The sequence below is a fragment of the Catellatospora tritici genome (assembly GCF_019083965.1).
In the GTDB taxonomy this organism is placed as follows: Bacteria; Actinomycetota; Actinomycetes; order Mycobacteriales; family Micromonosporaceae; genus Catellatospora; species Catellatospora tritici.
Map to the genome: position 1 here is coordinate 61,799 of NZ_JAHRCY010000033.1, position 22,398 is coordinate 84,196.

Here is a 22,398-nt window from a genome sequence, read left to right on the forward strand (position 1 = left end):
CCCGTGCTGCCTCGGCCGCCTGACCGCTCACGCCCGTGCTGCCTCGGCCGCCTGACCGCTCAGGCCCGTGCGGCCTCGGCGGCCTGCGCCAGCCAGAACGGCACATCGTCGGCGTGGTACGGGTGCTCGGTCGGTTCGATCGCGGCCAGGAACCCGGCGTACGCGGCGGCGTTGCGCAGCGCCACGACCGGCCGCAGCAGCTCCACCGCCCGCGCCGGGTCGCTGCCCGGCACGGCCGCGCGCCAGCGCCGCACCCACGCGTCCAGCAGCAGGCGCTCGTCGTCGGCGGGGACCTGCTCGGTCAGCCGCAGGATGTCGAAGGCCGGGTGGCCGAGCACGCAGTCGCCCCAGTCGAGGATCACCCGTCGCTGGGCGTCGCCGCGTGCGTTGCCCGGGTGCAGGTCGCCGTGGACCAGCGTGTCCGGCAGCCCGCACGCGGCCACCTCGGCCAGGCGTGCGGGCAGGCCGTCGACCAGGGCGCGGACGCCGTCGTCGGTGTGTTCGGGGTGCGCGGCCACGACGTCGGCACAGAAGCGGACCAGCGCGGAGCCGCGCCGGTCGGGCACCCCGAGGGCACGCAGCGTGTCCAACTCGGTCGCGGCGGTGAGCTGGATGGCGTGCAGATCGCCGGCGATCGCGTCGCGCACGTCCGGGCCCGCGCCGTAGAGGTCGTCGCCGGGCAGGTGGTCGAGCAGCATACGGCCGTGGGCCCCGGCGATCAGCGAGGGTACGAGCGAAGCGTGCGGCCCCCGGCCCAGGTGCCGCAGCACGGCCGCTTCGTGTGCGAAGAACACCGGGACCTGCTTCAGCCAGACCGGGCCCGCCGGGGTGTCCAGCCGCCAGATCGCGGACAGGTTCCAGGTGCGCTGCTGGTGCGCCACGGTGTGGGCCGGGCGGCCCGCCTCGGCCAGCGCGGACGCGGCCCAGCGCAGCGTCTCGGCGGGGCCGCCGGGCTCGGCGTACGCGGCGCGGCGCGGGTGCGGCGACAGGTCCAGCTCAGGTGCCGGGCCCAGCTCGGCGGGCAGCACCGCGGCCTCGGCCAGGTAGGTGACCGCCCCGCCGCGCGGCGCCGGGCGTTCGTGCGACAGCAGCCGCAGCACGGTGACGTCGAGCCCGAACGACTCCTTCGCCGCCGCGACGACGTCGGAGGCCTCCTGCCAGTACGGCATCCTCGCCTCGAACGGCGGCAGCGTCCCGCGTACCACGCCGTCGGCGTCGACCAGGACCAGGGTTACAGTGCGCGACACGTCCGCCGACGCTAGCCCCTGCACCCCGCCCGGCCCAGCGGTTTTCGCCGCCTACCCGCGCGCGGTGGCGGAACCGGCGGCGTCGGCGCGGGCGTAGCCGGACAGCAGGGCCAGTTCGGCGTCGTGGTGGGGGAACAGCAGGGCGACCAGGCCAATGCCCAGCAGGATGGCGAGTATCGCGGCGGAGTAGGCCCATTGGTCGCCCTTCAGGAAGGCCTCCCGGGCGGCCGCGATGATCTGGTCGGCGTACGCGGGGTAGCGGGCGGCGGTGTCGGCGGCGCTGGCGAACGACTTCTGCAGCTCGGCCTCGGTGGCCTGGCTGATCGAGGCGGACTCGGGCGAGGCCGCCACCTGCTGGGCGAATGACTTGGCGTAGCCCGCGGTGAGCAGGGCGCCCAGAATGGACTGCATGACCGCGCCGCCGAGGTCGCGTTGCAGGTCGGCGGTGCCGGAGGCCATTCCGGCACGGGCTACCGGGACGGAACTGGTCAGCGAGCGGGAGGCGGGCGTGCCCGCGAAGCCGACCCCCGCGCCGAGCAGCGCGTACGCCAACCCCACCCGCCAGTAGGCGCCGCCCTCGCCCCACAGCAGCAGCATGGTGGCGAAGCCGAGCAGGCAGAAGACGTATCCGACGAGCAGGGTGAACCGGGCGCCCCGCCGCTCGACCAGCTTGGCCGAGCGAGGCGCGCACAGCGCCATCACCACCGGTGAGGGCAGGACCGCCGCGCCCGACTGCAGCGAGCTGTAGCCGAGCACGTTCTGCATGAACTGCTGTCCGATGAAGAGCGCGCCCATCAGCGAGCCGAACACGATCATGCCGGCGACGGCGGCGACCCAGAAGGTGCGCCGGGACGCGACGGACAGGTCGTAGAGCGGGAAGCGGGTGCGGCGCTGGCGCAGCACGAAGGCGATACCGGTGGCGACCGTGACGATGGCCAGGCCCAGCACCGTGGCGCCCTGGTTCGGCATGGGCGCGAAGTTCACCGCCAGCACCAGCCCGGCGATCATCAGCACCGACAGCACACCGCCGAGGTTGTCGACCGGTTCGGTGCTCTCGTGTACGTGCGCCGGCACGTTGCGGACCGCCATGAACAGCGCGACCACCAGCATCGGCAGCGTGAGCAGGAAGGCCGAGCCCCACCAGAAGTGCTGCAGCGCGGCGCCCGCCGCGAGCGGGCCCATCGACGAGATCGCCCCGCCGATGCTCGACCACAGCGCGATGGCCTTCGTCCGGGCCGGGCCGGTCCACAGCGCGGCGATCAACGACAGCGTCGTCGGGTACGCCATGCCCGCCGACACGCCGCCCAGCACCCGCGCCCCGAACAGCACGACGTCGCTCGGCGCGTACGCGGCGAGCAGGCACGCGGGTGCGGACAGGCACATGCCCGCGACCAGCATCTTCTTGCGTCCGTGGACGTCGCCGACCGCGCCGAGGTAGAGCACGGAGGCGGCCAGGCCCAGTGAGTAGCCGACCGCGACCAGGTTCAGCATGGTCTGCGCGGAGTCGAAGTTCCGTCCGATCTCCGGCAGCGCCACGTTGGCCACCGACAGGTTCAGGTTGGCCACCCCGGCGACCAGGATCAGCGCGGTCAGCACCCGCCCCGGTCTCGCGGGCGAGGTGCCGGCGGTCATCGCAGCGCTGACCGTCCGGGTATCCGCCATCGTGGACCTCCGCTGCCGACTGTTCCTCCAACCTAAGACGACGCCCCCGGCCCAGGCGGCGAAACAGCCGAGGTTGCTAAGGTCGGCGCGACAGTGGACCCCCTCGTCCCGAAGAGGCCGGATGACCATCAACGAGCACATCAGCCGGTTCGCCGGGCTGCCGGTGGCGGCGTTCGACCCGCACGGCGACGTCCCGGCCGACCCGGCCGCGTACGCCTGGCGCGTCGACACCGACTACGACGGTGGTGCGGAGCTGTTCCAGCTGCGCTTCGACGGATTGGTGAACGCCGACTGGGCGCATCTGGTCACCGCGCTGGTGATCGGCGAGTGGGGCGAGGCCTACGACTCCCCGGCGCCGATCGAAGCGCTGGTCGCCGCGGCCGACCGGCTACCCGCGCTGCGGGCGCTGTTCCTGGGCGAGATGACCTACGACGAGCAGGAGATCTCCTGGATCACCCAGGGCGATGTCACGCCCCTGCTGCGGGCCTACCCCCGGCTGGAGGTGCTGAGTGTGCGGGGCGCGGTCAGCCTCGAGCTGGCGCCGGTGCGCCACGACCGGCTGCGGGAACTGACCTTCGAGTCCGGTGGCCTGCCCGCGCACGTGGTGCGCGCGGTCGGCGAGTGCGAGCTGCCCGCGCTGCAGCATCTGGAGCTGTGGCTGGGCACCGCCAACTACGGCGGCGACGCCACCGCCGAGGACCTGGCCGCGATCCTGTCCGGCACCCGGCTACCCGCGCTGACCTCGCTGGGCGTACGCGACTGCGAGATCGTCGACCAGATCGCCGCGGCGCTGGCCGGGGCGCCCGTGGTGGCGCGGTTGGAACAGCTGGACCTGTCCCTGGGCGTGCTCACCGACGCCGGCGGCGCCGCGCTGCTCGCGGGCCAGCCGCTGACCCATCTCAAGCGGCTCGACCTGCACCACCACTTCCTGAGCGAGCCCATGATGGACCGGCTGTCGGCCGAGCTGGAGGCCGTCGGCGTCGAGCTGGATCTGAACGACGCCGGCGACCCGGATGACGACGACCGCTTCATCTCCGTATCGGAGTGAGCCGCGCCTGGCGGTGGTCGGCAATCCCGACAACCGCCGGGTCCGACTCTTCCTCGACGCGGTACGGGCAGCCGGGCTGCCCGCCCCGCACGTGGTGCCCTGGCACACCGTCGCCGCCGGCGCACCCTTCGGCTTCCCGGCCGGATCACTGGTGCGGATCGACTCGCCGGGCGAGGACCCCGAGGTTGACCGCCTACTGCGCGGTGCGGCCGAACCCGCCCGGCACGGCGAGATCATCGGCCTGCGCAGCTGGTACCACGGCTTCAACCGCGCGCTGGCCCGCGTCGCCGACACCGCCGCCCGTGACGGCGCGACCCTGCTGCACGACCCCGCCGAGATCGCCGTCCTGTTCGACAAGTCCCGCTGCCACGCCCGCCTGTCCGCCGCCGGGGTAGCCGTTCCGCCTGTCCTGCCCGTGCAGGAATTCGACACCGCCGTCGAGCTGGACGTGCGGCAGGCCGCGGGGCAGGAATTCGGCCGGGTCGAGGGTCGGCCGCGCGGCTCCGTCGCGGGGCCGCACGCTGCCGGTGCGTGGGCGGCGCTGCGCGCGGCGATGCGGGACGTGGGCTGGCACCGGGTGTTCGTGAAGACGCGGCACGGGTCGTCGTCGTCCGGGGTGCTGGCGGTGCAGGTGGCCGGTGCGCGCTGCCAGGCGGTGACCTCGGTGGAGCTGGCCGCCGACGGCCTGTTCAACTCGCTGCGGGTGCGGACCTACACCGCCGAGCGGGATGTGGCGGCGATCGTGGAGCGGCTCGCGCCCGAGGGGCTGCACGTGGAGCGGTGGTTCCCCAAGGTCGGGTTCGGCGGGCGCACCATCGACCTGCGGGTGCTGGTGATCGGCGGGCGACCCGCGCACACCGTGGTCCGGGCCAGCCGCCATCCGATGACGAACCTGCACCTCGGCGGCGTCCGGGGCGACCTGGCAGCCGTCCGCGCCGCTGCCGGACCGCACTGGTCCGCCGCCATGGACAGCTGCGCTGCGGCCGCCGCCTGCTTCCCCGGCAGCCCGCACGTCGGCGTCGACCTGATGTTCGGCCCCGGCTGGCGCCGCCACGCGATCGCCGAGGTCAACGCCTTCGGCGACCTGCTACCCAACCTGCTGCACGACGGCCGCGACGCCTATGCCGCCCAGCTCGCCGCGCTGGCCCTTGCCGGCGCCGCTCCGCAGCCCGCCGCTCCGCCCTGCTCCGGCGGCGCCCAGCGGCTCGCCGCTGCGGGCAGCGCAGGAGACACCATCACGGCCTGCGCCCCACACCACGTACGGTGTGGCCACATCACAGGTGGTGTGACGGCGGCAGCGATGGACTCCGCGAACCGGTCGGCGGTCGCGCCGGGGAGGGAGGGCGACCGATGACCGGCACGGATCTCGACGGCGGCCCAGCGGCCGGCCCGACGGTGGACATGAACGTGGTGCTGGGTGGGCACGACATCCTGTTCGTCACGCTGGACACGCTGCGCTACGACGTGGCGGCCGAGCTGGCCGAGCAGGGGCGCACGCCGCACCTGGCCCGGGTGCTGCCGGGCGGGCGGTGGGAGCGGCGGCACACCCCGGCGTCCTTCACGTACGCGGCGCACCAGGCGTTCTTCGCGGGCTTCCTGCCGACTCCGACCGAGCCCGGACGGCACGAGCGGCTGTTCGCGGCGGCGTTCCCCGGCAGCGAGACGTCGACCGGGCGGACCTGGGTGTTCGAGGAGCCCGACGTGGTGACGGCGCTGGGCCGGGCCGGATACCACACGCTCTGCCTGGGCGGGGTCGGCTTCTTCAACCGGGCCTCGGCGCTGGGCAGCGTGCTGCCGGACCTGTTCGCCGAGGACCACTGGCGACGCGAGTTCGGGGTGACCCATCCCGATCCGCTGCGCGCCCAGCTCGACCAACTGCGGGCCAGCATCGCGGCGCTGCCCGCCGCCCGGCCCCTGTTCACCTTCCTCAACGTGTCCGCGCTGCACCAGCCCAACCGGCACTATCTGCCTGGCCTGGCCGAGGACGGCCGAGCGAGCCACGCCGCCGCGCTGGCCTACGTGGACACCCGCATGCCGGAACTGTTCGCCCTGGTCACCGGCCGAGGGCGGCCCTGCTTCGCGATCGTCTGCGCCGACCACGGCACCGCGTACGGCGAGGACGGGCATACCGGGCACCGGCTCGGCCACGAAGTGGTCTGGACGGTGCCGTACGCGCATTTCACGCTGCGACCGGGGGAGTGGTGACGGAGTGATGAGCATGCTCGACGGCTCGCCGTACCAAGGTTATCTGTACGCGTACCCGCACAAGACCGCGTACCGGCCGCTGCGCCCGCGCCCGTCCCTGCGCGAGGTGTGGGCCGACGAACCGAGGCACGCCCTCTTCCTCTATCTGCACGTGCCGTTCTGCGAGATGCGGTGCGGGTTCTGCAACCTGTTCACCCGGGCCAACCCGCCCGCCGAGCAGGTCGGGGCGTACCTGCGCCAGCTGCGGCACCAGGCCGCGGCGACCGCCGACGCGCTGGGCGGGGCCGGGTTCGCCCGCGCCGCGATCGGCGGCGGCACACCGACCTTTCTGACCGCCGACGAGCTGGCGGAGCTGCTGACGATCCCGGCCGGGCTGGGCGTGGACCTGCCGCGCGCCGCGCTGTCGGTGGAGACCTCGCCCGCCACCGCGACCGCCGACCGGATCGCGGTGCTGGCCGGGCACGGGGTGCACCGGGTCAGCATGGGCGTGCAGAGCTTCCTCGACGCCGAGGCGCACGCGGCCGGGCGCCCGCAGCGTCGCGCCGAGGTCGAGGCGGCCCTGGACGTGCTGTTCGCCGCGGCCATCCCGGTACGCAACCTGGACCTGATCTACGGTATCCCCGGCCAGTCCGCCGCCACCTGGCAGTTCTCTCTCGACGAGACGCTGCGCCGCCGCCCCGAGGAGGTCTACCTCTACCCGCTGTACGTCCGCCCGCTGACCGGTCTGGCCCGCCGCCACGACACCGGCCCCGACCCGGCCTGGGACCGGCAGCGGCTCGACCTCTACCGGCAGGGCCGGGACGCGCTGCGCGCCGCCGGCTACCGCCAGCTGTCGATGCGCCAGTTCCGCCGATCCGACGTGCTCGACCCGGACGGGCCGGACTACTGCTGCCAGGACGACGGCATGGTCGGGCTGGGCTGCGGCTCGAGGTCGTACACCCGTGAGCTGCACTACTCGTTCGACTACGCCGTCGGCGTCGGCGGGGTGCGCGCGATCATCGACGACTACCTGCGGCGCCCGCCCGGCGACTTCGCCTTCGTGGAGCACGGGTTCCGGCTCGACGCGGTCGAGCAGCGCCGCCGCTGGGTGCTGAAGTCGCTGCTGCGGGCCGACGGGCTCGACCTGGCGGCGTACACGGCGCGGTTCGGCACCGAGGCGGGTGACGACTTCCCGGCGCTGCCCGAACTGGCCGGGCGCGGCTGGCTGGACGGCCGCGCGGGCGCGCTGCGGCTGACCGACGACGGGCTGGCCCACTCCGACGCGATCGGGCCGTGGCTGGTGTCCGGGCCGGTGCGCGAGCTGATGGCCGGGCACGCGCCGCGATGAACCTGTCCATCCTGTATCGCGGCCCGCTGGCCTCCTGCGACTACGACTGCCCGTACTGCCCGTTCGCCAAGCGGCGCGACAGCCGCGAGCAGCTGCGCGCCGACCGGGCCGCGCTGGCGCGGTTCGTCACCTGGGTGCGGGCCAACCCCGCCGGGGACCGGATCTCGGTGCTGTTCACGCCGTGGGGCGAAGGGCTGGTGCGCTCCTGGTACCGCCGCGCGATGGTCGAGCTGTCGCAGCTGCCGCAGGTGGACCGGGTCGCGATCCAGACCAACCTGTCTGGGCGGCTGGACTGGCTGCTGGACGCGGACGCGGGCCGGGTGGCGCTGTGGGCCACGTACCACCCGGGGCAGGTGGCGCGGGAGCGGTTCCTGGGCAAGGTGTCGTGGCTGGCCGGGCACGGGATCCGGCACTCGGTCGGCATGGTCGGCCTGCCCGAGCACCTGGCCGAGGCGCGCGCGGTGCGGGAACTGCTGCCGGAGGCGACGTACCTGTGGGTCAACGCCGCCGAGGGGCACCGCTACGACGCCGCCGCCGAGGCGGAGTGGACTGCGATCGACCCACTGTTCGGGTACAGCGTGCGCCCGCACGCCTCGCTCGGGCACGAGTGCCGCGCGGGCGAGACGGCGCTGTCCGTGCTCGGCGACGGCACCGTGCGCCGCTGCCACTTCCTGCCCGAACCGCTGGGCAACCTGTACGACGGCTCATACCGCGCCGCGCTGCGCCCACGCGGTTGCACGAAGGCCGAGTGCGACTGCCACATCGGCTACGTACACCTCAAGCGGTTGGACCTGTACCAGGTGTTCGCGGGCGGCGTGCTCGAACGTGTGCCCGCGAACCCCGGCCCGACCTGGGGCGCCCCGGTTGCGGCTACGTCTGCACCAGCGGCTGGTACTCCTCCTCGGTGACCCCGAACGTCCACGCCACCCCGCCCTTGGCGGTGCGGATGGTCGGCGGCACCCGCAGGAAGTACGTCCGGAAGCTGCCGTCCGGCTCGGCCGTGGAGTTGACCACCTCGACCATCACCAGCGGCTCGTCGCCGGGCAGCTCCACCCGCCACAGGATGCCGGTCTCGTCCTGGTGCACCTGCCGGGCCTTCGACTCGCGCAGGTAGCGGTCGTAGCCGAAGAACTCCAGCATCACCCGGCGGACCTCGGCGTTCTCCTCGGCCCGGATGCGCGCGATGGTGAGCCGGGGCAGCTCCGCCGCGACCTCCGGCGGGATCGGCATGCCGCGCCAGGCGTAGAGCGAGAAGCCGTCCGGATACGACAGGGCCGGGCCGGAACCGTGGTGCAGGCGGCCCAGGTTGTCGCGGTGCAGCGCGGTCGGCCGCTCGGTCAGGATCGCGACCTGCTCGAACGCCCACCACCAGCCCGCGCTCGCGGCGACCGCCGCCAGCCCGCCCAGCTCCCCGTCGACGGTCGCGCCGGTGAACGCGGGCAGCCACGCCGCGTCGTGCTGACCGTGCACCACGTCCAGCAGGGCCGCCCGCGCGGCCCGCCCGAGTTCGCCGGGGTCGGCGGCGAACTGCGCGTCCAGCCGGGTCCGCAGCGGGGTGACCAGCTGCTCGTTGAGCTGCTGCCACGGCCGCCGGGCGCTGGCCGCCCAGTGCCGGGCGAAGCCGACCCCGCCCAGCTGGGTGCTCAGCGCGGCGCGGGCCCGCGCCCACGGCGCCGTGCGCACCTGCGGCCGCACCGATCGACCGAGCCGCTGCCCGCCGGGCGCGCAGCCCTGCGTCAGCAGCCGCTGCCGCACCAGCTCCGCCCCGGCGGGCAGCGCCCCGGTGGCCCCGGTGGCCAGTAGCGCGACCGCGATCGCGCCCGCCTCCGGCGAGCCGAGCCACACGATGCGCTCCGGCGCGGCCAGTCCGGCGGCGGCATACGCCGCGCGTACGCCCGCCTCGGCGGCGGCCCGCTCGGCCGGTTCGGTGCACAGGCCCGAGCCGAGCCAGGCCTCGGCGCGCCGGGCCAGGTCCATGTCCTGCAACAACATCCGGGTGCCTCTCAGTCCGCGACCGGACGGATCGCGCCGGGGAAGTATTCCCGCTGGCGGATCACCTTGTAGATGCCGACCGGCAGCGCGATCGCGCCGTGCTCCTCGTGGCCGAGGCGGCCGTAGCCCTCGACGATGACGTAGAGGCTGGCCGGGTCGTCGGGCGGGCAGAGCAGGCTCACCCGGTCGCCGGTGAGCACGTGCGCGTGACCGGTGGCCTCGCCGTACGCCAGCACCATCCGGTTGCCGCGGTCGCGCGGCGCGTCGACCAGCCCGACCGGCAGCGCCTCCCGCGCCATCGGCTGGACCAGCACGTCTCCCTGTCGGTACATCGCTTCCGCCCTCATCGCTCCATCGTGGACGTCACCGACGCTAGCCGCACGGTCCGACAGATCGGCGGGACCACCGACGTGGCGGCTCCCTGCTAACGTGCGGCACTGCCGGTTCAGACGGGGAGATCGTGATGCGGTACCGAGCACTGACAGCACTCACGCTGGTGCTGCTGTGGGGGCTGGCGGGGTCGGCAGCCCGCCAGACCCCACCGAGTCGACAGCTGGCCCTCGCCAAGGGCGAGTCCCTGACCATCGTCGCGGACGGATACGCCATCCGCTCGCGAGGGCACGACTCCGACGGCTCCTTCGACCTGTACGACCTGACGACCGGCCGCTCACTGTGGCATCGCGATCCAGCCCTGGCCAGGATCGTTTCCTACCAGGCGCTCGGCGACACACTCGTCCTCACGGAGCAGGCGAAGGTGGACGGGCGGCCGGCGCCCGGTACCGGGCACACCTACGCCGTGGCCCTGGCCACCGGGGCGCCGCTGTGGGACCGGGACGGCTCGCTCGGCTTAGGTTCCACGCCGGACACGGTGCTGCTCTACTGCAACGGGTGCACCCGCGACGGTGTGGCCGTGGACACCCGTACCGGCGCGCTGCGCTGGCAGTCGCCGCTGCTGCGCGGCGACAGCATGTGGGCCCGAGACGAACTGTGGAACGTGGCGGCAGACGGCAGGATGCGCGGCGTCAGGCTGGCCGACGGCGTGGTACGGGAGATCGGCCGCCTTCCGGCCGGATCGCAGCTGGCGGGCTGGGACGAGCGATACCTGATCGTCATCCCGAGCTCGGTGCGCTCGGCGAGCGGCGCCACGGAGCCGACCACGCTGAGGCTCTACGACCGCTCGACACTCGCCGCCGCCGGGCCGCCCTTCCCGTTCCCCGCCCGGACCGGCGGACCGGCGTCGATGCAGCTGTGCGGTGTCCACATGTGCGCCCGCGGCACCGACCTGACCGTGTACGACCTCGACGGCGACGTCGCGTACGTGAAGCCGCAGTTCCTGCTGAGCAACGCGCTGAACCTGGACGGCGGACAGTCGGTGCTCGTGGGCGTGCAGAGCGGGCAGGGCGGGGACCGCACCGTGGTCCTGGACACCGCGACCGGCCGCCAGATCGGCGACCTCGGGCGGTGGCGGGCGCTGTCGTCCGAGGGCGACCGTCTGTGGGTCTTCGGGGGCGACTGGTCCGGTGCCGCCCTCAAGGTCCCGGTGGAACGGCGCGGGCCTGGGTCGTACCTGGGGGTGGTCGTGCTTCGGCCCGGCGGCTTGACCGTCACCTCGGTGACGCGGCTGGACGGGTACTACGACAGCTGCGACATCGGCCACGGCTGGCTGCTGTGCCGCGACGACGTTCGCCACGTGGCGATGGCCCGGCGGCTGCCGGTCCTTCTCGGCTGAGCCACCCTGCTGAGCTCCTCTCGCGGCATCCCCCGCAACGAGGCTTATCTGGGCGTGGTCGACCTGGACGCGGCGGAGCTGAAGGTCATCCGAAAGTCGCCGCTGGGCGGCAGTTACGAGGACTGCGACGTCGCGTACGGCTGGATCCTGTGCACCGACGGCTTCAACGGCCAACCGCCGCTGGCCGCGAGGCTGCCCCACCTCGGCGCCTGACCACGAGGTTAGGAAGGGCACCTTCTACATCGGATTCCGACAAGAAGGTGCCCTTCCTTCGCTCTCAGACGAGGGCGGGTTCGCGGGGCGCGGCTTCGGCGGGCGCCTGCGCGGGGGCGTGGCCCTGGCGGGCGCGCCTGGGCAGCGCGAACGCCAACCCGAAGGCGACCACCGTCAGCGCCAGCGCGATCAGCGTGACCCGCTGCACGGCGGGCAGGAACGCCGCCGACGCGCCGATCGTCGTGAAGAACACCGTGCCCAGCGCGGCCACGCCCAGCGACGAGCCGAGCTGCTGGATGGACTCCAGGATGCCCGCGGCCGAACCGACCTCGTGGTCGGCGATCTCGCCCATGATGACGTCGAACAGCGGCACGAAGATCATGCCCATGCCCGCGCCGTACACCAGCAGCGGCACGCTGAGGCTCCAGCCGCCGATGCCCATGCCCCGGTCGTCGAACGCGGCGTACAGCAGCACCAGGCCGACGGCCATCACGGCCAGGCCGAGGTGCAGGATGCGGCGGCCCAGCTTCGCCATCGCCCCGGCGCTGAAGCCGGAGCCGAGGAACGCGCCGATCGCCCACGCCGACATGGCCACGCTCGCCCCGATCGGGCTCCTGCCCTGGCCGAGCTGCAGGAACAGGCCGACCGACAGGGAGAAGCCGACGATGGCGCCGAAGAAGACGAGCACGAACAGCGCACCGGAGGTGTACGACCGCTTCGCGAACACGCTCAGCTCCACCAGCGGCGTACCCCCGGTGGCCTTGCGGCGCAGCTGGTGCGCGGCGAACAGGCCCAGCACCACGGCCGACGCCGCCAGCATCGCCCAGGTCCACCCGGGCCAGCCCGCCTCACGGCCCTGCATCAGCGGGTAGACGAGCAGGAACATGCCCGCCCCGGCCAGCAGCGCGCCGGTGAGGTCCAGCCGCCGCACCGCCACCGCGGCGCGCCCCGCGGGCAGCGTACGCAGACCGACCAGCAGCGCGAACGCGCCCAGGGGCAGGTTGATGCCGAACACCATGCGCCAGCCGGTGCCGAAGACGTCGGCGTCGACCAGCGCCCCGGCGACGATCGGTCCGAGGATGGTGGACAGCCCGATCGCGGGCCCGAACGCGCCGAACGCCTTACCCAGGTCGGCCGGGCCGAACAGGTCGCGGATCAGGCCGAAGCCCTGCGGGATCATCACCGCCCCGAACAGGCCCTGCACCACCCGGGCCGCGATCAGCGCGCCGGGCGACCAGGCGGCCGCGCACAGCAGCGACGCGGCGACGAAGCCGACCACGCCCAGCAGCAGCATCCGCCGCCGCCCGAACATGTCGCCCAGGCGTCCGCCGACGAGCAGTCCGACGGCCAGCGCCAGGGTGTACCCGGCGGCGATCCACTGCAGGTCGGCGTAGCTGCCGTGCAGGTCGGCCAGGATCGACGGGGCGGCGACGTTCACCACCGTCGCGTCGAGCAGGTTCATGAGGGTGGCGGCCAGGATCGCGAGCAGGCCGAGCCAGCGGCGGCCGTTGCTGATGTTTGTCATGCGGTAGACCCTGCCAGGCAATCAGGAAAGGTCCGTTCCTGATTGCCTGGCAGGGTGGAAATATGTTGGAGACCTCAGCCCGCCTGCTGCGACTGCTGTCGCTGCTGCAGACCCCGCGCGAGTGGAGCGGCCCCGAGCTGGCCGACCGCCTAGACGTCAGCACCCGCACCATCCGCAACGACGTGGAGCGGCTGCGCAGCCTCGGCTATCCCGTGCACGCCACCCGGGGCGCGGTCGGCGGCTACCGGCTCGGCGCCGGGGCGAACCTGCCGCCGCTGCTGCTCGACGACGAGGAGGCGGTCGCGGTCGCGGTGGGGTTGCGTACCGCGGCGAGCGGGTCGATCGCGGGGATCGAGGAGACGTCGCTGCGGGCGCTGGCCAAGGTGGAGCAGGTGCTGCCGGTGCGGCTGCGGCGGCGGGTCAACGCGCTGCAGTCGTACACGGTGGCGGTGCCCTCGGCCCGGCGCGGCCCGCAGGTGGACGCCTCAGTGCTGACAACGCTGGCCGCCGCCTGCCGCGACGCCGAGCGGGTCCGGTTCGACTACCGGGCGCACGACGGCAGCGCCACCCGTCGCGACGTCGAGCCGTATCGCCTGGTCAACTGGGGTCGCAAGTGGTACCTCGTCGGCTACGACACGCTGCGCGGCGACTGGCGCACGTTCCGGGTCGACCGGATCGAGCCGCGCACCCCGGGCGGCCCGCGTTTCGCCCCGCGTCCGCTGCCCGCCGACGACCTCGCCGCGTACGTGTCCCGCGGCGTGTCCACCGCCGCCTGGCATTATCGGGCCCGGCTGATCGTGCGCGCGCCCGCCGACGTGATCGCGCAGCGGCTGCCCGCCTCCGCCGGGTCGATCGAGGTCGCCGACGAGCACAGCTGCGCGGTCACCATCGGCGCCGACAACCCCGAGACCATGGCGCTGTGGCTGGGCCTGCTCGACGCCGACTTCACCGTGGTCGACGCACCGGAGCTGTCCGTCGCGCTGCGGGCACTCGCCGAGCGGCTGAACCGCGCCGCCGGATAGCCGTTGCTCCCGACCGCTGCCGCGCGCGAGGATCGGGCCAAGATGTCCTTCATCCTGCACGAGAACACGCGGCTGGGTTACGCCGCGGACAGCCTGGCGGGACTCACCGTCGGCGACGCGCTGGGAGCGCAGTACTTCACGGTCGGCCCCAAGGTCGACGATCTACTCGCGGGCACGGTCCCGCCGCCGGTCTGGGAGTGGACCGACGACAGCGAGATGGCCTGCTCGGTGCTGTGGATGCTGCGCCGGGCCGGTCGGATCGACCCCGACGAGCTGGTGGACGCGTTCGCCCACCGCTGCGAGCCGAACCGGGGCTACGGCGTCGGCGCGTTCGTGCTGCTGCACAACGTCCGCCAGGGCGTGCCGTGGCGGCAGGCCGCGGCCGAGCTGTTCGACGGGCAGGGCTCCTGCGGCAACGGGGCCGCGATGCGGGTCGCGCCGCTCGGGGCGTACTTCGCCGGGGACCCGCAACGGGCCGCGGCGCAGGCCGAGCTGTCGGCCCGGGTCACCCACGCGCATCCGGACGGGGTGGCGGGCGCCGTCGGGGTCGCGGTCGCGGCGAGCCTCGCGGTCGCGGGCCGCCTGTCGGGGGTACGCCCGAAGCCCGGCCCCTTCCTCGACGCCGTGCTCGCGCACCTGCCACCCGGGAAGGTCCGCAAGTACACGGCGGCCGCGCGGCGGATGCTGCACGTGCCGGTCGCCGAGGCCGCGTACGTGTTGGGCAACGGCGCCGGGGTCACCGCGCAGGACACGGTGCCGTTCACCCTGTGGGTGGCCGCGCGGTGGCTCGACGACTATCCGGCCGCGATCCGGGCCTGCGTCAGCGCGGGTGGTGACATCGACACGACCGCGGCGATCGCGGGTGGCATCGTCGCGTCGTACACCGGCGCCGACGGCGTTCCCGCCGACTGGCTCGCCGCCCGGGAACCCCTGCCCGCCTGGCTGGACGAGTAGCGTCCGGCGTTGATCCGAAATTGTGGACGCTGGGTGTCGCCTGGGCAGCACCCAGCGTCCACAATTCGCGATCTCGGCGGGCGGGTCAGGGGTGGTCCCGGCCTGCCTCCGCGGCGGCCCAGCGGGTCAGGGGTGGCACGGCCAGGCCGGTCGCGGCGACCGTCGCCGCCAGCGCGTACCAGCCCCAGCGGGAATCGGGCCGCAGCAGCGAAACGGTGAGCAGGGCCGGGCCCACGGCGTTTGTCAGGCCGGTGAGCAGGAGGAAAGCGCCCTGATACTGCCCGACCGCGGTGGGCGGAGCCAGCTCGTACGCCAGGCCGGTCGAGCCGTTGCCGTGCCACAGGTCGCCGATCGTGTGCACCGTCGTCGCCCCGAGCAGCAGCACGATCGTGGCGGGCACGCCGAGCCCGGCGGTGGCGGCGTACCCGAGCAGGCCCGCCGCGATGAGCAGCCCGCCGCGCCGGGTCATCCGGGCGGCCGCGCCGGGACTGCGCACGCCCCGACCCAACCGCACCGCCAGCAGCACGCTGAGCACGGTGTGCCAGACCAGCACCAGCGAGATCACCGTACGCGGCGCGTCGGTGCGGATGGCGATCCACAGCGGCACGATCAGCTTGAGGGCGACCCGGTGCACGCCCATCGCGGCGGCGGCACCGGTGACGGCGAGAAAACGCGGCGCGCGCAACGCCGCCCGCGCCGGTTGGTCCCGAGCCCCGGCTCCCGCCTCGGGCGGCGGGAAGGCGGGCAGGCGCATCAGCAGCCCGGCCGAGACCAGGTAGGTGACGGCGTTGCCGGCGACCAGCAGCCGGTAGCCGGTGGAGGTGTCGGCGGCCAGCGCGAACGCGGCCAGTGCCGCCCCCACGCCGATGCCGACGTTGGCCACGGCGCGCAGCGCCGCGAACGCGTGCACCCTGCCCTCCGGTCCGGCCACGACGGCCACCAACGCCGCGCGTACCGCCAGATTGCCCACGGTCAGCAGCGACTCCAGCACCGCCACCACCAGGAACGTCGCGAGCGAGTCGACCAGCAGGAAGGCCAGGCCCACCACGGCCTGCGCCAACTGCAGCGCCGCGCGCAGCGCACGCGGATCGCGGCGGTCGGCCAGGTGTCCCAACGGGACGGAGGCGGTCAGCCCCACCAGGGCCGCCACGGACAGTCCGGCGCCCACTGCGGCGACCGACAGGCCCGCCGACCGGGTCAGGTAGATCGCCGCCCCGGCCGCCCAGAGGCCGGTGCCCACCGTGTTCGCCAGCGTCGCGTAGGCGGCGGTGCGCAGGTGGCCGGGCGGGGGCAACACCGCGGCGAGCAGGCGCGGCTCCATACGAGCGGACGCTACGCGCCGGGCATGCGCGGGATACGCCCGCATCGCTGTGGTCTCGATCACTCGGGATGCGACATCAGGCGGTGCAGAGTAGTTTTCTTTTCGTGACATTCAGCGCGCTCGCCGGTCCACTTCGGTGGGTCGCGCGCCTGTCGCTGCGCCTGCTCGCGGCGCTGGTGCTGATGTCGCTGCTGTCCAGCCCGGCGGGTGCCTGCCCGGCGGTGTCCACCGAGGACATCTGGACGCCTCCCGCGACGGTCGGCTCGGCCACCGTCGTCGAATTCGCCCCGACCGGCCCGGCGGCCACCGCGGACGCCCCCGCTGCCGCCGCCTGCGACGCCGCCCCGGTGGTCCAGCTGCGCATCGGGGCCGGCGAGCCGGTCACGCTCACGTTCGGGCCGCACACGTGCCCGCAGCCGATCGGCGACCCCTTCGCCGACGGGCACACCTCCCGCGCTCCGCCCGCCGCGCGCTGAGCCCGGCGGCGCACGCCGCATCCACCCCAGCGCGCACTCGCGCACCCTCGCACCCTGCTGCCCGCTGCCGGACGCCGCCGCGTCGCGGCCGGGCGCGCGTACCCCTCACCCACACCGCTCACCCCGAGGTGTCGAACCATGGACGTCGTATTCGCCAACCTGCTACTCGACCTGTCCCACGCCGCCCTGATCTGGCTGGGCCTGGCCGTCGCCGCCGCGCTGGCCGCGGTCGCACTGGCCGTCTACCACCACGCCGCCGACCGGGAGCGCCCCGGCGCCGCACCCACCCCGGTCGTCCCGCTGCGCCGCATCGGTGAACTGCTGCGCGGGGCCATCACCGGCCCGATGATCGAGGAGCCCGCACCGGTCGCCGCCGGTCCGTCAACCGGGCAGCTGCTCGCGGCACACACCCGCACGCTGCAGCAGCGCGCCAAGGAAGCGGTGCAGGCCGCGGAGCGGGCCGCCGCGCTCGCGCGCCGCCGCCGCGACGAGTGGCTGACCGCCCAGGACGCCGCCGACCGTGCCTGGCACGAGTACGACGCCGCCGACACCGACGCGCGCCGGGTGCTGGCCGCCAATGCCATCCCGCTGCCGCGCACCCCGCAGACCCCCGCCGAGTACGCCTTCCGCGAGCGCTTCCTGCACCGTGGCGCCATGTCGGCCTGCTCGCACAACCGCCTGTCGGCACTGGAACTGAGCGACGCGCTGGCGCACCGGGGTGGCTGGGACCCGCGCCGCCACCCGATCGAGCAGGAGGCCGTCCTGAGCCGGGCGGCTCGGGAGACGCTGCGCGAGGAGTACGGCCGTGCCGCCGCACGGGAGAAGACGGCGTGGCTGGCCAGCGAGGCCGCGGCCGCCGCGGCGGCGAGCCTGCGCCGGGCCGCCGACGCCGCGGGCACCCGGGCCCGCTGGGCGCAGCGCCGGACGGTGCCCGGGGCCGTCGCGGGCACCCCGGACCAGACCATGGTGCTGCCGGTGATTCAGGCGGTGGACAGCGCGTCGCGGTGACGGTCGAGGTGGGCCGCGTCGGCGTCGTACAGGTCGGCGTGGCCCTGCGCCAGGTGCCGGGCGAACGCCGGGTGCCCGAGCGCGGCCTGCGTGCGGATGTGTTCGGCCAGCGCCCGCACCCGACGTACGGCCGTCTCGGGCAGGCGCCGCCGGTCGCCCGGGTCGAGGCCGTACGCGTCGGACAGCAGCCGCAGCCGCCGCCGCTGCTCGTCCGGCGGCGCCGTGAAGTCGGGGTTCTCCGGTGCGCTCAACGGCACGAACCGGTACGCCGTGTACGCCAGGTCCCACAGCCGCGGCCCCGGATGGGCGGTGTCGAAGTCGATCGCGGCGACGAGCTCCCCGTCGCGGAACACGCAGTTGTAGGGCGCCAGGTCGCCGTGGCAGAGCACCTCGGCGGGCTCCCGCGGCGGCAGCTGCCACACCGCGCCCGGCGGCGGGGTGAACCCGAGGCTCGCGTCGTGCAGCCGGCGCAGCAGTGCGCCGACCGCGACCAGGGCGGCGTCGGCGCGGGCGTATTCGGGCAGCGGATAGTCGGGCACCTCACCCGGGATGAAATCCAGCACCTCCCGCCCGGCTCCGTCGAAGCCGTGCACCGCCGGGCCCTGGGTGAACCCGGCCGCGCGAAGGTGCCGTAGCAGCGCGTGCACGGCCGGGGTCCACGGCCCGACGGGACGGTGCACCACCTGCCCGACCCGCTCGACCTCGTTGACGCCACCTTCGAAGCGCTGTCCCACGCTGGGCACCGTACCGCCGCGCCCGCCCGCGCCCCGCCTCGCGCCCCGCCCCCGCGCCCCGCGCGGTTCGGTTCGGTTCGGTTCGCAGTTTCGGGGAAAGTGCAGATATGTAGTCCAAGATTCCGACAGTTTCCCCGGAACTGCTGCGGAGCGTGATCTCGATGACGGTACGGAGGGGGGTAAAAAGGATTAATCGCGCGGGGTGAATGGGACGGGCGGCGCAGTGGGGGGAGAGTCGGGCGGTGGGCGAGGTGGCTCGGTATACGCTCCGTGTTGGCAATGCATACACAAAGTAAAAAAATCTTGGGTTTGCCCTGGACGGTGGCCTGTTCTGCGACGTAGCGTGATCGGCAGGCACAAAGCTCGAGGAAAGCCCGGAGCTCGAACAACGTTTGGGGGTCCCGAAGGGCGAGGCCCGGCCGAAAGCTCTTTCGGCTGGTGGCGCCGAGTGGAGTGCCCGGGGGATGGGTGGCATGCCGTTGGGGGACGGCACCACCCGAACAGATGGTGGCCGGTGGCGGCGCTAACGGGGGTGAGCGCCGCCGCCGGGCCACCTTTTTTCGTACCCCACAAAGCCCCTCATCCACCCGCTCCGCGAGGAAAGGAAGGGCACCTTCTTATCGCTTGCGTAGAGGAAGGGCACCTTCTTAACCCTGTGGCCGTCCTTGACCCTGCGGCCGTCCGTGACCCTGCGGCCGTCCTTGACCCTGCGGCCGGCGGGCGGTCGTCAGTGGTGGGCCGCGTCGAGGTCGGTGTGGGTGAGGTCGAGGTCGGTGCGGGTGAGCAGGGGGTGCAGGGCGATGCCGTGTTCGGCCAGGGCCGCCGTGCCGCCCTCCTCGCGGTCGAGCACGCAGACCGCGTGCTCGATCACCGCACCCAGCTCGCGCAACTGGCCCGTCGAGATGACGATCTGGCCGCCCGACGTGACCACGTCCTCGACGACCGTCACCCGCCGCCCCGCGACGTCCGCGCCCTCGGCCAGCCGCGCGGTGCCGTACGCCTTGGCGGTCTTGCGGACGAACGCGCACGGCAGGCCGGTGTGGCGCCCAAGTGCGGTGACCACGGCGATACCGCCCATCTCCAGCCCGGCCAGGACCTCGGTGTCCGCGGGCACCAGGGCGGCCAACTGCCCGGCCAGCGCGTCCAGCAGCACCGGGTCGGCCTCGAAGCGATACTTGTCGAAGTATTCGGTCGCGGTGCGCCCGGACCGCAGCAGGAACTCGCCCCGCAGGCGGCAGCGGCGGTCGACAGCGGCGGCCAGCTCGTCACGATTCACATAGATCATCATGCCACCATCCGGCGCGGTACCGGCCCGAGGGCCCAGCGTCGGTGCGCACACTGGGTCCGATCAGGATGCGGGTGAGTCTTCGGAGCAGGTGCTGCCGCTGGAGCGCAGGCCGAGCGCGGCCCGCACCGCGTTGGCGGCATCGCCGTCGCAGACCGGGTCGAGGTTCTCGGACAGGGCGTAGAAGCGGGTTCGGGTCGGGGCGTGCGCGAGGTCGAACCAGCTCCGGCGGTTGGTCGCCTTCGCGGCCAGGAGGATCTCGACCTCCTTTCGTACCGTCGGCGGCCAGTTCGTACCGGCCAGCGCGGCAGCCTCGGCGTCGGCGGCCTCAAGGAAGGTCTTGGCCGCTTCCTGCAGCTCCCGCCAGTCGATGCCGGAGTCCTTCTCGGCCGCCTCGTCGACCCGCTCCCAGAAGGTCGTCATCGCCGCGTTGTAACCGTCGGCGATCTCCAGGTACCGCTTCGCGGCCGCCTCGGGGGTCAGCGGTTCGCCGGTCGGGCTGGGCAGTACCGGCGCCGTGTACGCGGGCGGGGACGAAGCGGCTCCCGAGTCCGGCGGATTCGCGAGAGAGCAGCCGAGGGTGGACAGGGCGAGCGCGGCGGCGGCGAGCACGAGGGCGATACGGCGGGTCACAAGGGCCAGAGGTTAGGCCGTCCGGCCGTGCGAGGCCGTCCCACGGCCGAGGTCGTGATCATTTTGTTGCCTGCCAGGCCCGGCTGGATCTGCTCCGGGCCGCCGGCAGCGCCCGGACGGGGCACCGGCGCGTAGGTTGGGGGCGGACGAGAGGAGCGCGGGATGCGCGAGACGATCACGGCGCGGCGCGGCGGTCCCGACGATATCCCGGCTGTGTTGAGCCTGCTGGATGTGGCGGTGGAGTGGCTGGTGGCGCAGGGGCGCACCGGCCAGTGGGGCACCGGGCCACAGTCCACGAGCCCACGGCGGCTGGCCCAGGCCGAGCAGTGGGCGCGAGCCGAGGGCTTCTGGATCGCCGAGACCGGCGGCGTCGTGGTCGGCGCGCTCGTGGTCGGCCTGCCCGCCGACTTCGCCCCGGCACCGTCCGAACCCGACCTGTACGTCAACCTGCTCGTCGCCGACCGCCGCCGCCCCGGCCAGGGCATCGGCGCATTCCTGCTCGACCATGCCCGTGCCCTGGCCCGCGCCGCCGGCATCGGCCTGCTCCGGCTCGACTGCCACGACGCGGGCGATCGCGCGCTGGTCCACTACTACGAGCGGCAAGGGTTCACCGCGACCCATCCGCTGACCTTCGGCGAGTGGACGGGCCGCGTCCTGGAGCAGCGGCTCTAGCCGCGCAGGAACTCCAGCAGCAGCGGGTTCAGCGCCGCCGGGTCCTCGAGGTTGGGCAGGTGGCCGGCCCAGTCGAGCACGGTGTGCCGCGCGCCCGGGATGTGCGCGGCCAGGTGCTCGGCGGTCTGGGTGAAGAAGTCCAGGTCGTGGGCGCCGGAGACGACCAGCGTACGGGCCGTGACTGCGCCGAGGTCGTGGTCCTGATCGGACCTGCCCACATCGGCGCCGCCGAGCTGCACCTCGAAGTTGTGCAGCTGCATCGCGGTCACGCGCTCGCGGGTGGCCGCGTCGGCGCGCGGGCCGACGAAGGTGGCCACGTTCAGCGCGGCCGCCCCGGCCAGGTCACCGTCCTCGACCAGCTTCTCCTCCTGCTCGGCGAAGGCGGCGATGGCGTCGGTGGGCGTCTGGTCGCGCCGCGCGGCGCACAGCAGGGCCAGCGTCGTCACCCGGTGCGGCCACCGGGCGGCGATCTCCTGCGCAACGCGGCCGCCATACGACGCGCCGACCAGGGCGAACCGCTCGATGCCAGACGCGTCGAGCAGGGCGAGCACATCCTCGGCGTTGTTGTACGGCCCGGCCGGGTACGGCGTGTCACCGAATCCGCGGAAGTCGGCGCGCAGCACCCGGTAACCGGCAGCCAGCAGCGGTTCGCGCTGCGGCTCCCACATCCGGCGATCGCACACCGAGGAGTGCAGCAGCACCACCGTCTCCGCGTCCACCGGTCCTTCAAGATCATGAGCAAGAAGCATGTCGGGGAGCCTACCGCCTGCTCCGCTGCGGTCCGGCTCGCTTTCGCCACGGGCACAAGCACCCTCGATCGGACCCGCCTCGACCGCCTTGCCGCGGCATTGCGACTTTCCGCACGTGGAACGCCGGATCAGCGGCCGAAACTTCTTCCGGCGATGAGGGGGTGACCCACGAACTGTGATCTTCGACCTGGTCGCAGGTGGTGATCGTTCGGTGGGGCGGGCGGCGGGCTCTCGCGCGACGCGGCTGCAGTGTTTTGACCGGTGACCGTGATCTTTGTGGGTGCTGTTGCGGGTGCCGTCGTGGGTGATCGTCGTTTCCGGTCAGAATCCGGGTTTTCGGCCATGGCCTGTGCAGCGAAGTGACCGGAGATCGCGATCTTCGGGGCTGTTCCGGTCGATGATCGCTGTCGTCGGTCAAAAGGGCGCTGTGCAGCCGAGATAGTGACCGAAGACGGCGATCATCGTTACGCGCCAGCCGCCAGCCGCCAGCCGCCAGCCGCCAGCCGCCAGCCGCCAGCCGCCAGCCGCCAGCCGCCAGCCGCCAGCCGCCAGCCGCCAGCCGCCAGCCGCCAGCCGCCAGCCGCCAGCCGCCAGCC

At 73.7% G+C, this 22,398-nt stretch carries 23 protein-coding genes; 12 read left to right on the forward strand and 11 right to left on the reverse strand.

Annotated elements, in window-relative coordinates; genetic code table 11:
* Positions 1 to 59: 59 nt before the first annotated feature.
* Both KUA19_RS39225 and KUA19_RS39230 read right to left on the reverse strand, forming a co-directional pair.
* Positions 60 to 1,247: an aminoglycoside phosphotransferase family protein gene (locus tag KUA19_RS39225; protein ID WP_217404576.1), complete on the reverse strand. Its 1,188-nt coding sequence runs from the start codon at positions 1,245 to 1,247 to the stop codon at positions 60 to 62.
* A gap of 51 nt (positions 1,248 to 1,298) precedes the next feature.
* Positions 1,299 to 2,909, reverse strand: a complete 1,611-nt coding sequence (locus KUA19_RS39230) for an MFS transporter (protein WP_254550821.1) — start codon at positions 2,907 to 2,909, stop codon at positions 1,299 to 1,301.
* Between the two features lie 121 nt (positions 2,910 to 3,030).
* Between KUA19_RS39230 and KUA19_RS39235 the strand changes: the two genes are divergently transcribed.
* From KUA19_RS39235 to KUA19_RS39255, 5 genes are read left to right on the forward strand one after another with little or no spacing between them, the layout of a single operon-like run.
* Positions 3,031 to 3,957, forward strand: a complete 927-nt coding sequence (locus tag KUA19_RS39235; RefSeq protein ID WP_217404578.1) for an STM4015 family protein — start codon at positions 3,031 to 3,033, stop codon at positions 3,955 to 3,957.
* 13 nt (positions 3,958 to 3,970) lie between these two features.
* Entirely contained in the window at positions 3,971 to 5,311 is a 1,341-nt protein-coding gene (locus KUA19_RS39240; RefSeq protein WP_308167904.1) for an STM4014 family protein, read from the forward strand.
* Entirely contained in the window at positions 5,308 to 6,162 is an 855-nt protein-coding gene (locus tag KUA19_RS39245; RefSeq protein ID WP_254550822.1) for an STM4013/SEN3800 family hydrolase, read from the forward strand. Before KUA19_RS39240 ends, KUA19_RS39245 begins: the two co-directional genes overlap by 4 nt.
* 7 nt (positions 6,163 to 6,169) lie before the next feature.
* On the forward strand, positions 6,170 to 7,489 hold the full coding sequence (locus tag KUA19_RS39250) for an STM4012 family radical SAM protein (RefSeq protein WP_254550823.1): 1,320 nt from the start codon (positions 6,170 to 6,172) through the stop codon (positions 7,487 to 7,489).
* On the forward strand, positions 7,486 to 8,397 hold the full coding sequence (locus KUA19_RS39255; protein WP_217404580.1) for an STM4011 family radical SAM protein: 912 nt from the start codon (positions 7,486 to 7,488) through the stop codon (positions 8,395 to 8,397). Before KUA19_RS39250 ends, KUA19_RS39255 begins: the two co-directional genes overlap by 4 nt.
* On the opposite strand, the gene KUA19_RS39260 is transcribed toward KUA19_RS39255, so the two are convergent.
* Positions 8,360 to 9,481: a DUF6745 domain-containing protein gene (locus KUA19_RS39260; RefSeq protein WP_217404582.1), complete on the reverse strand. Its 1,122-nt coding sequence runs from the start codon at positions 9,479 to 9,481 to the stop codon at positions 8,360 to 8,362. The genes KUA19_RS39255 and KUA19_RS39260 overlap by 38 nt on opposite strands.
* Positions 9,482 to 9,492: 11 nt before the next feature.
* A complete protein-coding gene (locus KUA19_RS39265; protein WP_217404584.1) occupies positions 9,493 to 9,813 on the reverse strand; it encodes a DUF8820 family protein in 321 nt (106 codons plus the stop codon).
* A 131-nt stretch (positions 9,814 to 9,944) separates the two neighbouring features.
* Here KUA19_RS39265 and KUA19_RS39270 point away from each other — a divergent pair, with 131 nt between their 5' ends.
* Positions 9,945 to 11,210 (forward strand): hypothetical protein, encoded by a 1,266-nt coding sequence (locus KUA19_RS39270; RefSeq protein WP_217404586.1) that lies wholly within the window; start codon positions 9,945 to 9,947, stop codon positions 11,208 to 11,210.
* Positions 11,211 to 11,264: 54 nt separating this feature from the next.
* Entirely contained in the window at positions 11,265 to 11,423 is a 159-nt protein-coding gene (locus tag KUA19_RS39275) for a hypothetical protein (RefSeq protein WP_217404588.1), read from the forward strand.
* 64 nt (positions 11,424 to 11,487) lie between these two features.
* On the opposite strand, the gene KUA19_RS39280 is transcribed toward KUA19_RS39275, so the two are convergent.
* Positions 11,488 to 12,948, reverse strand: a complete 1,461-nt coding sequence (locus KUA19_RS39280) for an MFS transporter (RefSeq protein ID WP_217404590.1) — start codon at positions 12,946 to 12,948, stop codon at positions 11,488 to 11,490.
* Between the two features lie 62 nt (positions 12,949 to 13,010).
* Here KUA19_RS39280 and KUA19_RS39285 point away from each other — a divergent pair, with 62 nt between their 5' ends.
* Positions 13,011 to 13,970, forward strand: coding sequence for a helix-turn-helix transcriptional regulator (locus KUA19_RS39285; protein WP_217404592.1), 960 nt, complete (start codon positions 13,011 to 13,013; stop codon positions 13,968 to 13,970).
* A 42-nt stretch (positions 13,971 to 14,012) separates the two neighbouring features.
* Positions 14,013 to 14,924 (forward strand): ADP-ribosylglycohydrolase family protein, encoded by a 912-nt coding sequence (locus KUA19_RS39290; protein ID WP_217404594.1) that lies wholly within the window; start codon positions 14,013 to 14,015, stop codon positions 14,922 to 14,924.
* A gap of 85 nt (positions 14,925 to 15,009) precedes the next feature.
* Here KUA19_RS39290 and KUA19_RS39295 read toward each other — a convergent pair whose 3' ends face one another.
* Positions 15,010 to 16,245 carry an MFS transporter gene (locus KUA19_RS39295; RefSeq protein ID WP_217404596.1) on the reverse strand — a complete coding sequence of 412 codons (1,236 nt, stop codon included), beginning with the start codon at positions 16,243 to 16,245 and terminating at the stop codon, positions 15,010 to 15,012.
* A 104-nt stretch (positions 16,246 to 16,349) separates the two neighbouring features.
* Between KUA19_RS39295 and KUA19_RS39300 the strand changes: the two genes are divergently transcribed.
* Positions 16,350 to 16,721 carry a hypothetical protein gene (locus KUA19_RS39300; RefSeq protein WP_217404598.1) on the forward strand — a complete coding sequence of 124 codons (372 nt, stop codon included), beginning with the start codon at positions 16,350 to 16,352 and terminating at the stop codon, positions 16,719 to 16,721.
* 138 nt (positions 16,722 to 16,859) lie between these two features.
* Positions 16,860 to 17,729, forward strand: coding sequence for a hypothetical protein (locus KUA19_RS39305; RefSeq protein WP_217404599.1), 870 nt, complete (start codon positions 16,860 to 16,862; stop codon positions 17,727 to 17,729).
* Here the strand turns inward: KUA19_RS39305 and KUA19_RS44840 are convergent.
* The 3 genes from KUA19_RS44840 to KUA19_RS39320 form a co-directional block, all read right to left on the reverse strand.
* Positions 17,702 to 18,463, reverse strand: coding sequence for a phosphotransferase enzyme family protein (locus KUA19_RS44840; protein ID WP_308167905.1), 762 nt, complete (start codon positions 18,461 to 18,463; stop codon positions 17,702 to 17,704). The genes KUA19_RS39305 and KUA19_RS44840 overlap by 28 nt on opposite strands.
* Before the next feature lie 727 nt (positions 18,464 to 19,190).
* The gene (locus tag KUA19_RS39315; RefSeq protein WP_217404603.1) at positions 19,191 to 19,748 is read right to left on the reverse strand and encodes an orotate phosphoribosyltransferase; all 558 of its coding nucleotides are present in this window, start codon (positions 19,746 to 19,748) and stop codon (positions 19,191 to 19,193) included.
* A gap of 63 nt (positions 19,749 to 19,811) precedes the next feature.
* Positions 19,812 to 20,381, reverse strand: coding sequence for a hypothetical protein (locus tag KUA19_RS39320; protein WP_217404605.1), 570 nt, complete (start codon positions 20,379 to 20,381; stop codon positions 19,812 to 19,814).
* Between the two features lie 162 nt (positions 20,382 to 20,543).
* On the opposite strand from KUA19_RS39320, the gene KUA19_RS39325 reads away from it, so the two are divergent.
* Positions 20,544 to 21,053 (forward strand): GNAT family N-acetyltransferase, encoded by a 510-nt coding sequence (locus tag KUA19_RS39325; RefSeq protein WP_217404607.1) that lies wholly within the window; start codon positions 20,544 to 20,546, stop codon positions 21,051 to 21,053.
* On the opposite strand, the gene KUA19_RS39330 is transcribed toward KUA19_RS39325, so the two are convergent.
* Together KUA19_RS39330 and KUA19_RS39335 are read right to left on the reverse strand one after the other, a co-directional pair.
* Positions 21,050 to 21,802 (reverse strand): alpha/beta fold hydrolase, encoded by a 753-nt coding sequence (locus KUA19_RS39330; RefSeq protein WP_217404609.1) that lies wholly within the window; start codon positions 21,800 to 21,802, stop codon positions 21,050 to 21,052. The genes KUA19_RS39325 and KUA19_RS39330 overlap by 4 nt on opposite strands.
* 414 nt (positions 21,803 to 22,216) lie before the next feature.
* Positions 22,217 to 22,398, reverse strand: a 182-nt coding sequence (locus KUA19_RS39335) for a hypothetical protein (RefSeq protein WP_217404611.1), incomplete at its 5' end; no start/stop codon positions are given.

Bases quoted from the DNA above. Each gene is read 5' to 3' on its own strand.
- KUA19_RS39235 (WP_217404578.1), top strand. From the start codon at position 3,031: ATGACCATCAACGAGCACATCAGCCGGTTCGCCGGGCTGCCGGTGGCG.
- KUA19_RS39245 (WP_254550822.1), top strand. From the start codon at position 5,308: ATGACCGGCACGGATCTCGACGGCGGCCCAGCGGCCGGCCCGACGGTG.
- KUA19_RS39230 (WP_254550821.1), bottom strand. From the start codon at position 2,909: ATGGCGGATACCCGGACGGTCAGCGCTGCGATGACCGCCGGCACCTCG.
- KUA19_RS39280 (WP_217404590.1), bottom strand. From the start codon at position 12,948: ATGACAAACATCAGCAACGGCCGCCGCTGGCTCGGCCTGCTCGCGATC.
- KUA19_RS39270 (WP_217404586.1), top strand. From the start codon at position 9,945: ATGCGGTACCGAGCACTGACAGCACTCACGCTGGTGCTGCTGTGGGGG.
- KUA19_RS39290 (WP_217404594.1), top strand. From the start codon at position 14,013: ATGTCCTTCATCCTGCACGAGAACACGCGGCTGGGTTACGCCGCGGAC.
- KUA19_RS39260 (WP_217404582.1), bottom strand. From the start codon at position 9,481: ATGTTGTTGCAGGACATGGACCTGGCCCGGCGCGCCGAGGCCTGGCTC.
- KUA19_RS39285 (WP_217404592.1), top strand. From the start codon at position 13,011: ATGTTGGAGACCTCAGCCCGCCTGCTGCGACTGCTGTCGCTGCTGCAG.
- KUA19_RS39295 (WP_217404596.1), bottom strand. From the start codon at position 16,245: ATGGAGCCGCGCCTGCTCGCCGCGGTGTTGCCCCCGCCCGGCCACCTG.
- KUA19_RS39330 (WP_217404609.1), bottom strand. From the start codon at position 21,802: ATGCTTCTTGCTCATGATCTTGAAGGACCGGTGGACGCGGAGACGGTG.
- KUA19_RS39305 (WP_217404599.1), top strand. From the start codon at position 16,860: ATGGACGTCGTATTCGCCAACCTGCTACTCGACCTGTCCCACGCCGCC.
- KUA19_RS39255 (WP_217404580.1), top strand. From the start codon at position 7,486: ATGAACCTGTCCATCCTGTATCGCGGCCCGCTGGCCTCCTGCGACTAC.
- KUA19_RS39250 (WP_254550823.1), top strand. From the start codon at position 6,170: ATGAGCATGCTCGACGGCTCGCCGTACCAAGGTTATCTGTACGCGTAC.
- KUA19_RS39325 (WP_217404607.1), top strand. From the start codon at position 20,544: ATGCGCGAGACGATCACGGCGCGGCGCGGCGGTCCCGACGATATCCCG.
- KUA19_RS39265 (WP_217404584.1), bottom strand. From the start codon at position 9,813: ATGTACCGACAGGGAGACGTGCTGGTCCAGCCGATGGCGCGGGAGGCG.
- KUA19_RS39315 (WP_217404603.1), bottom strand. From the start codon at position 19,748: ATGATCTATGTGAATCGTGACGAGCTGGCCGCCGCTGTCGACCGCCGC.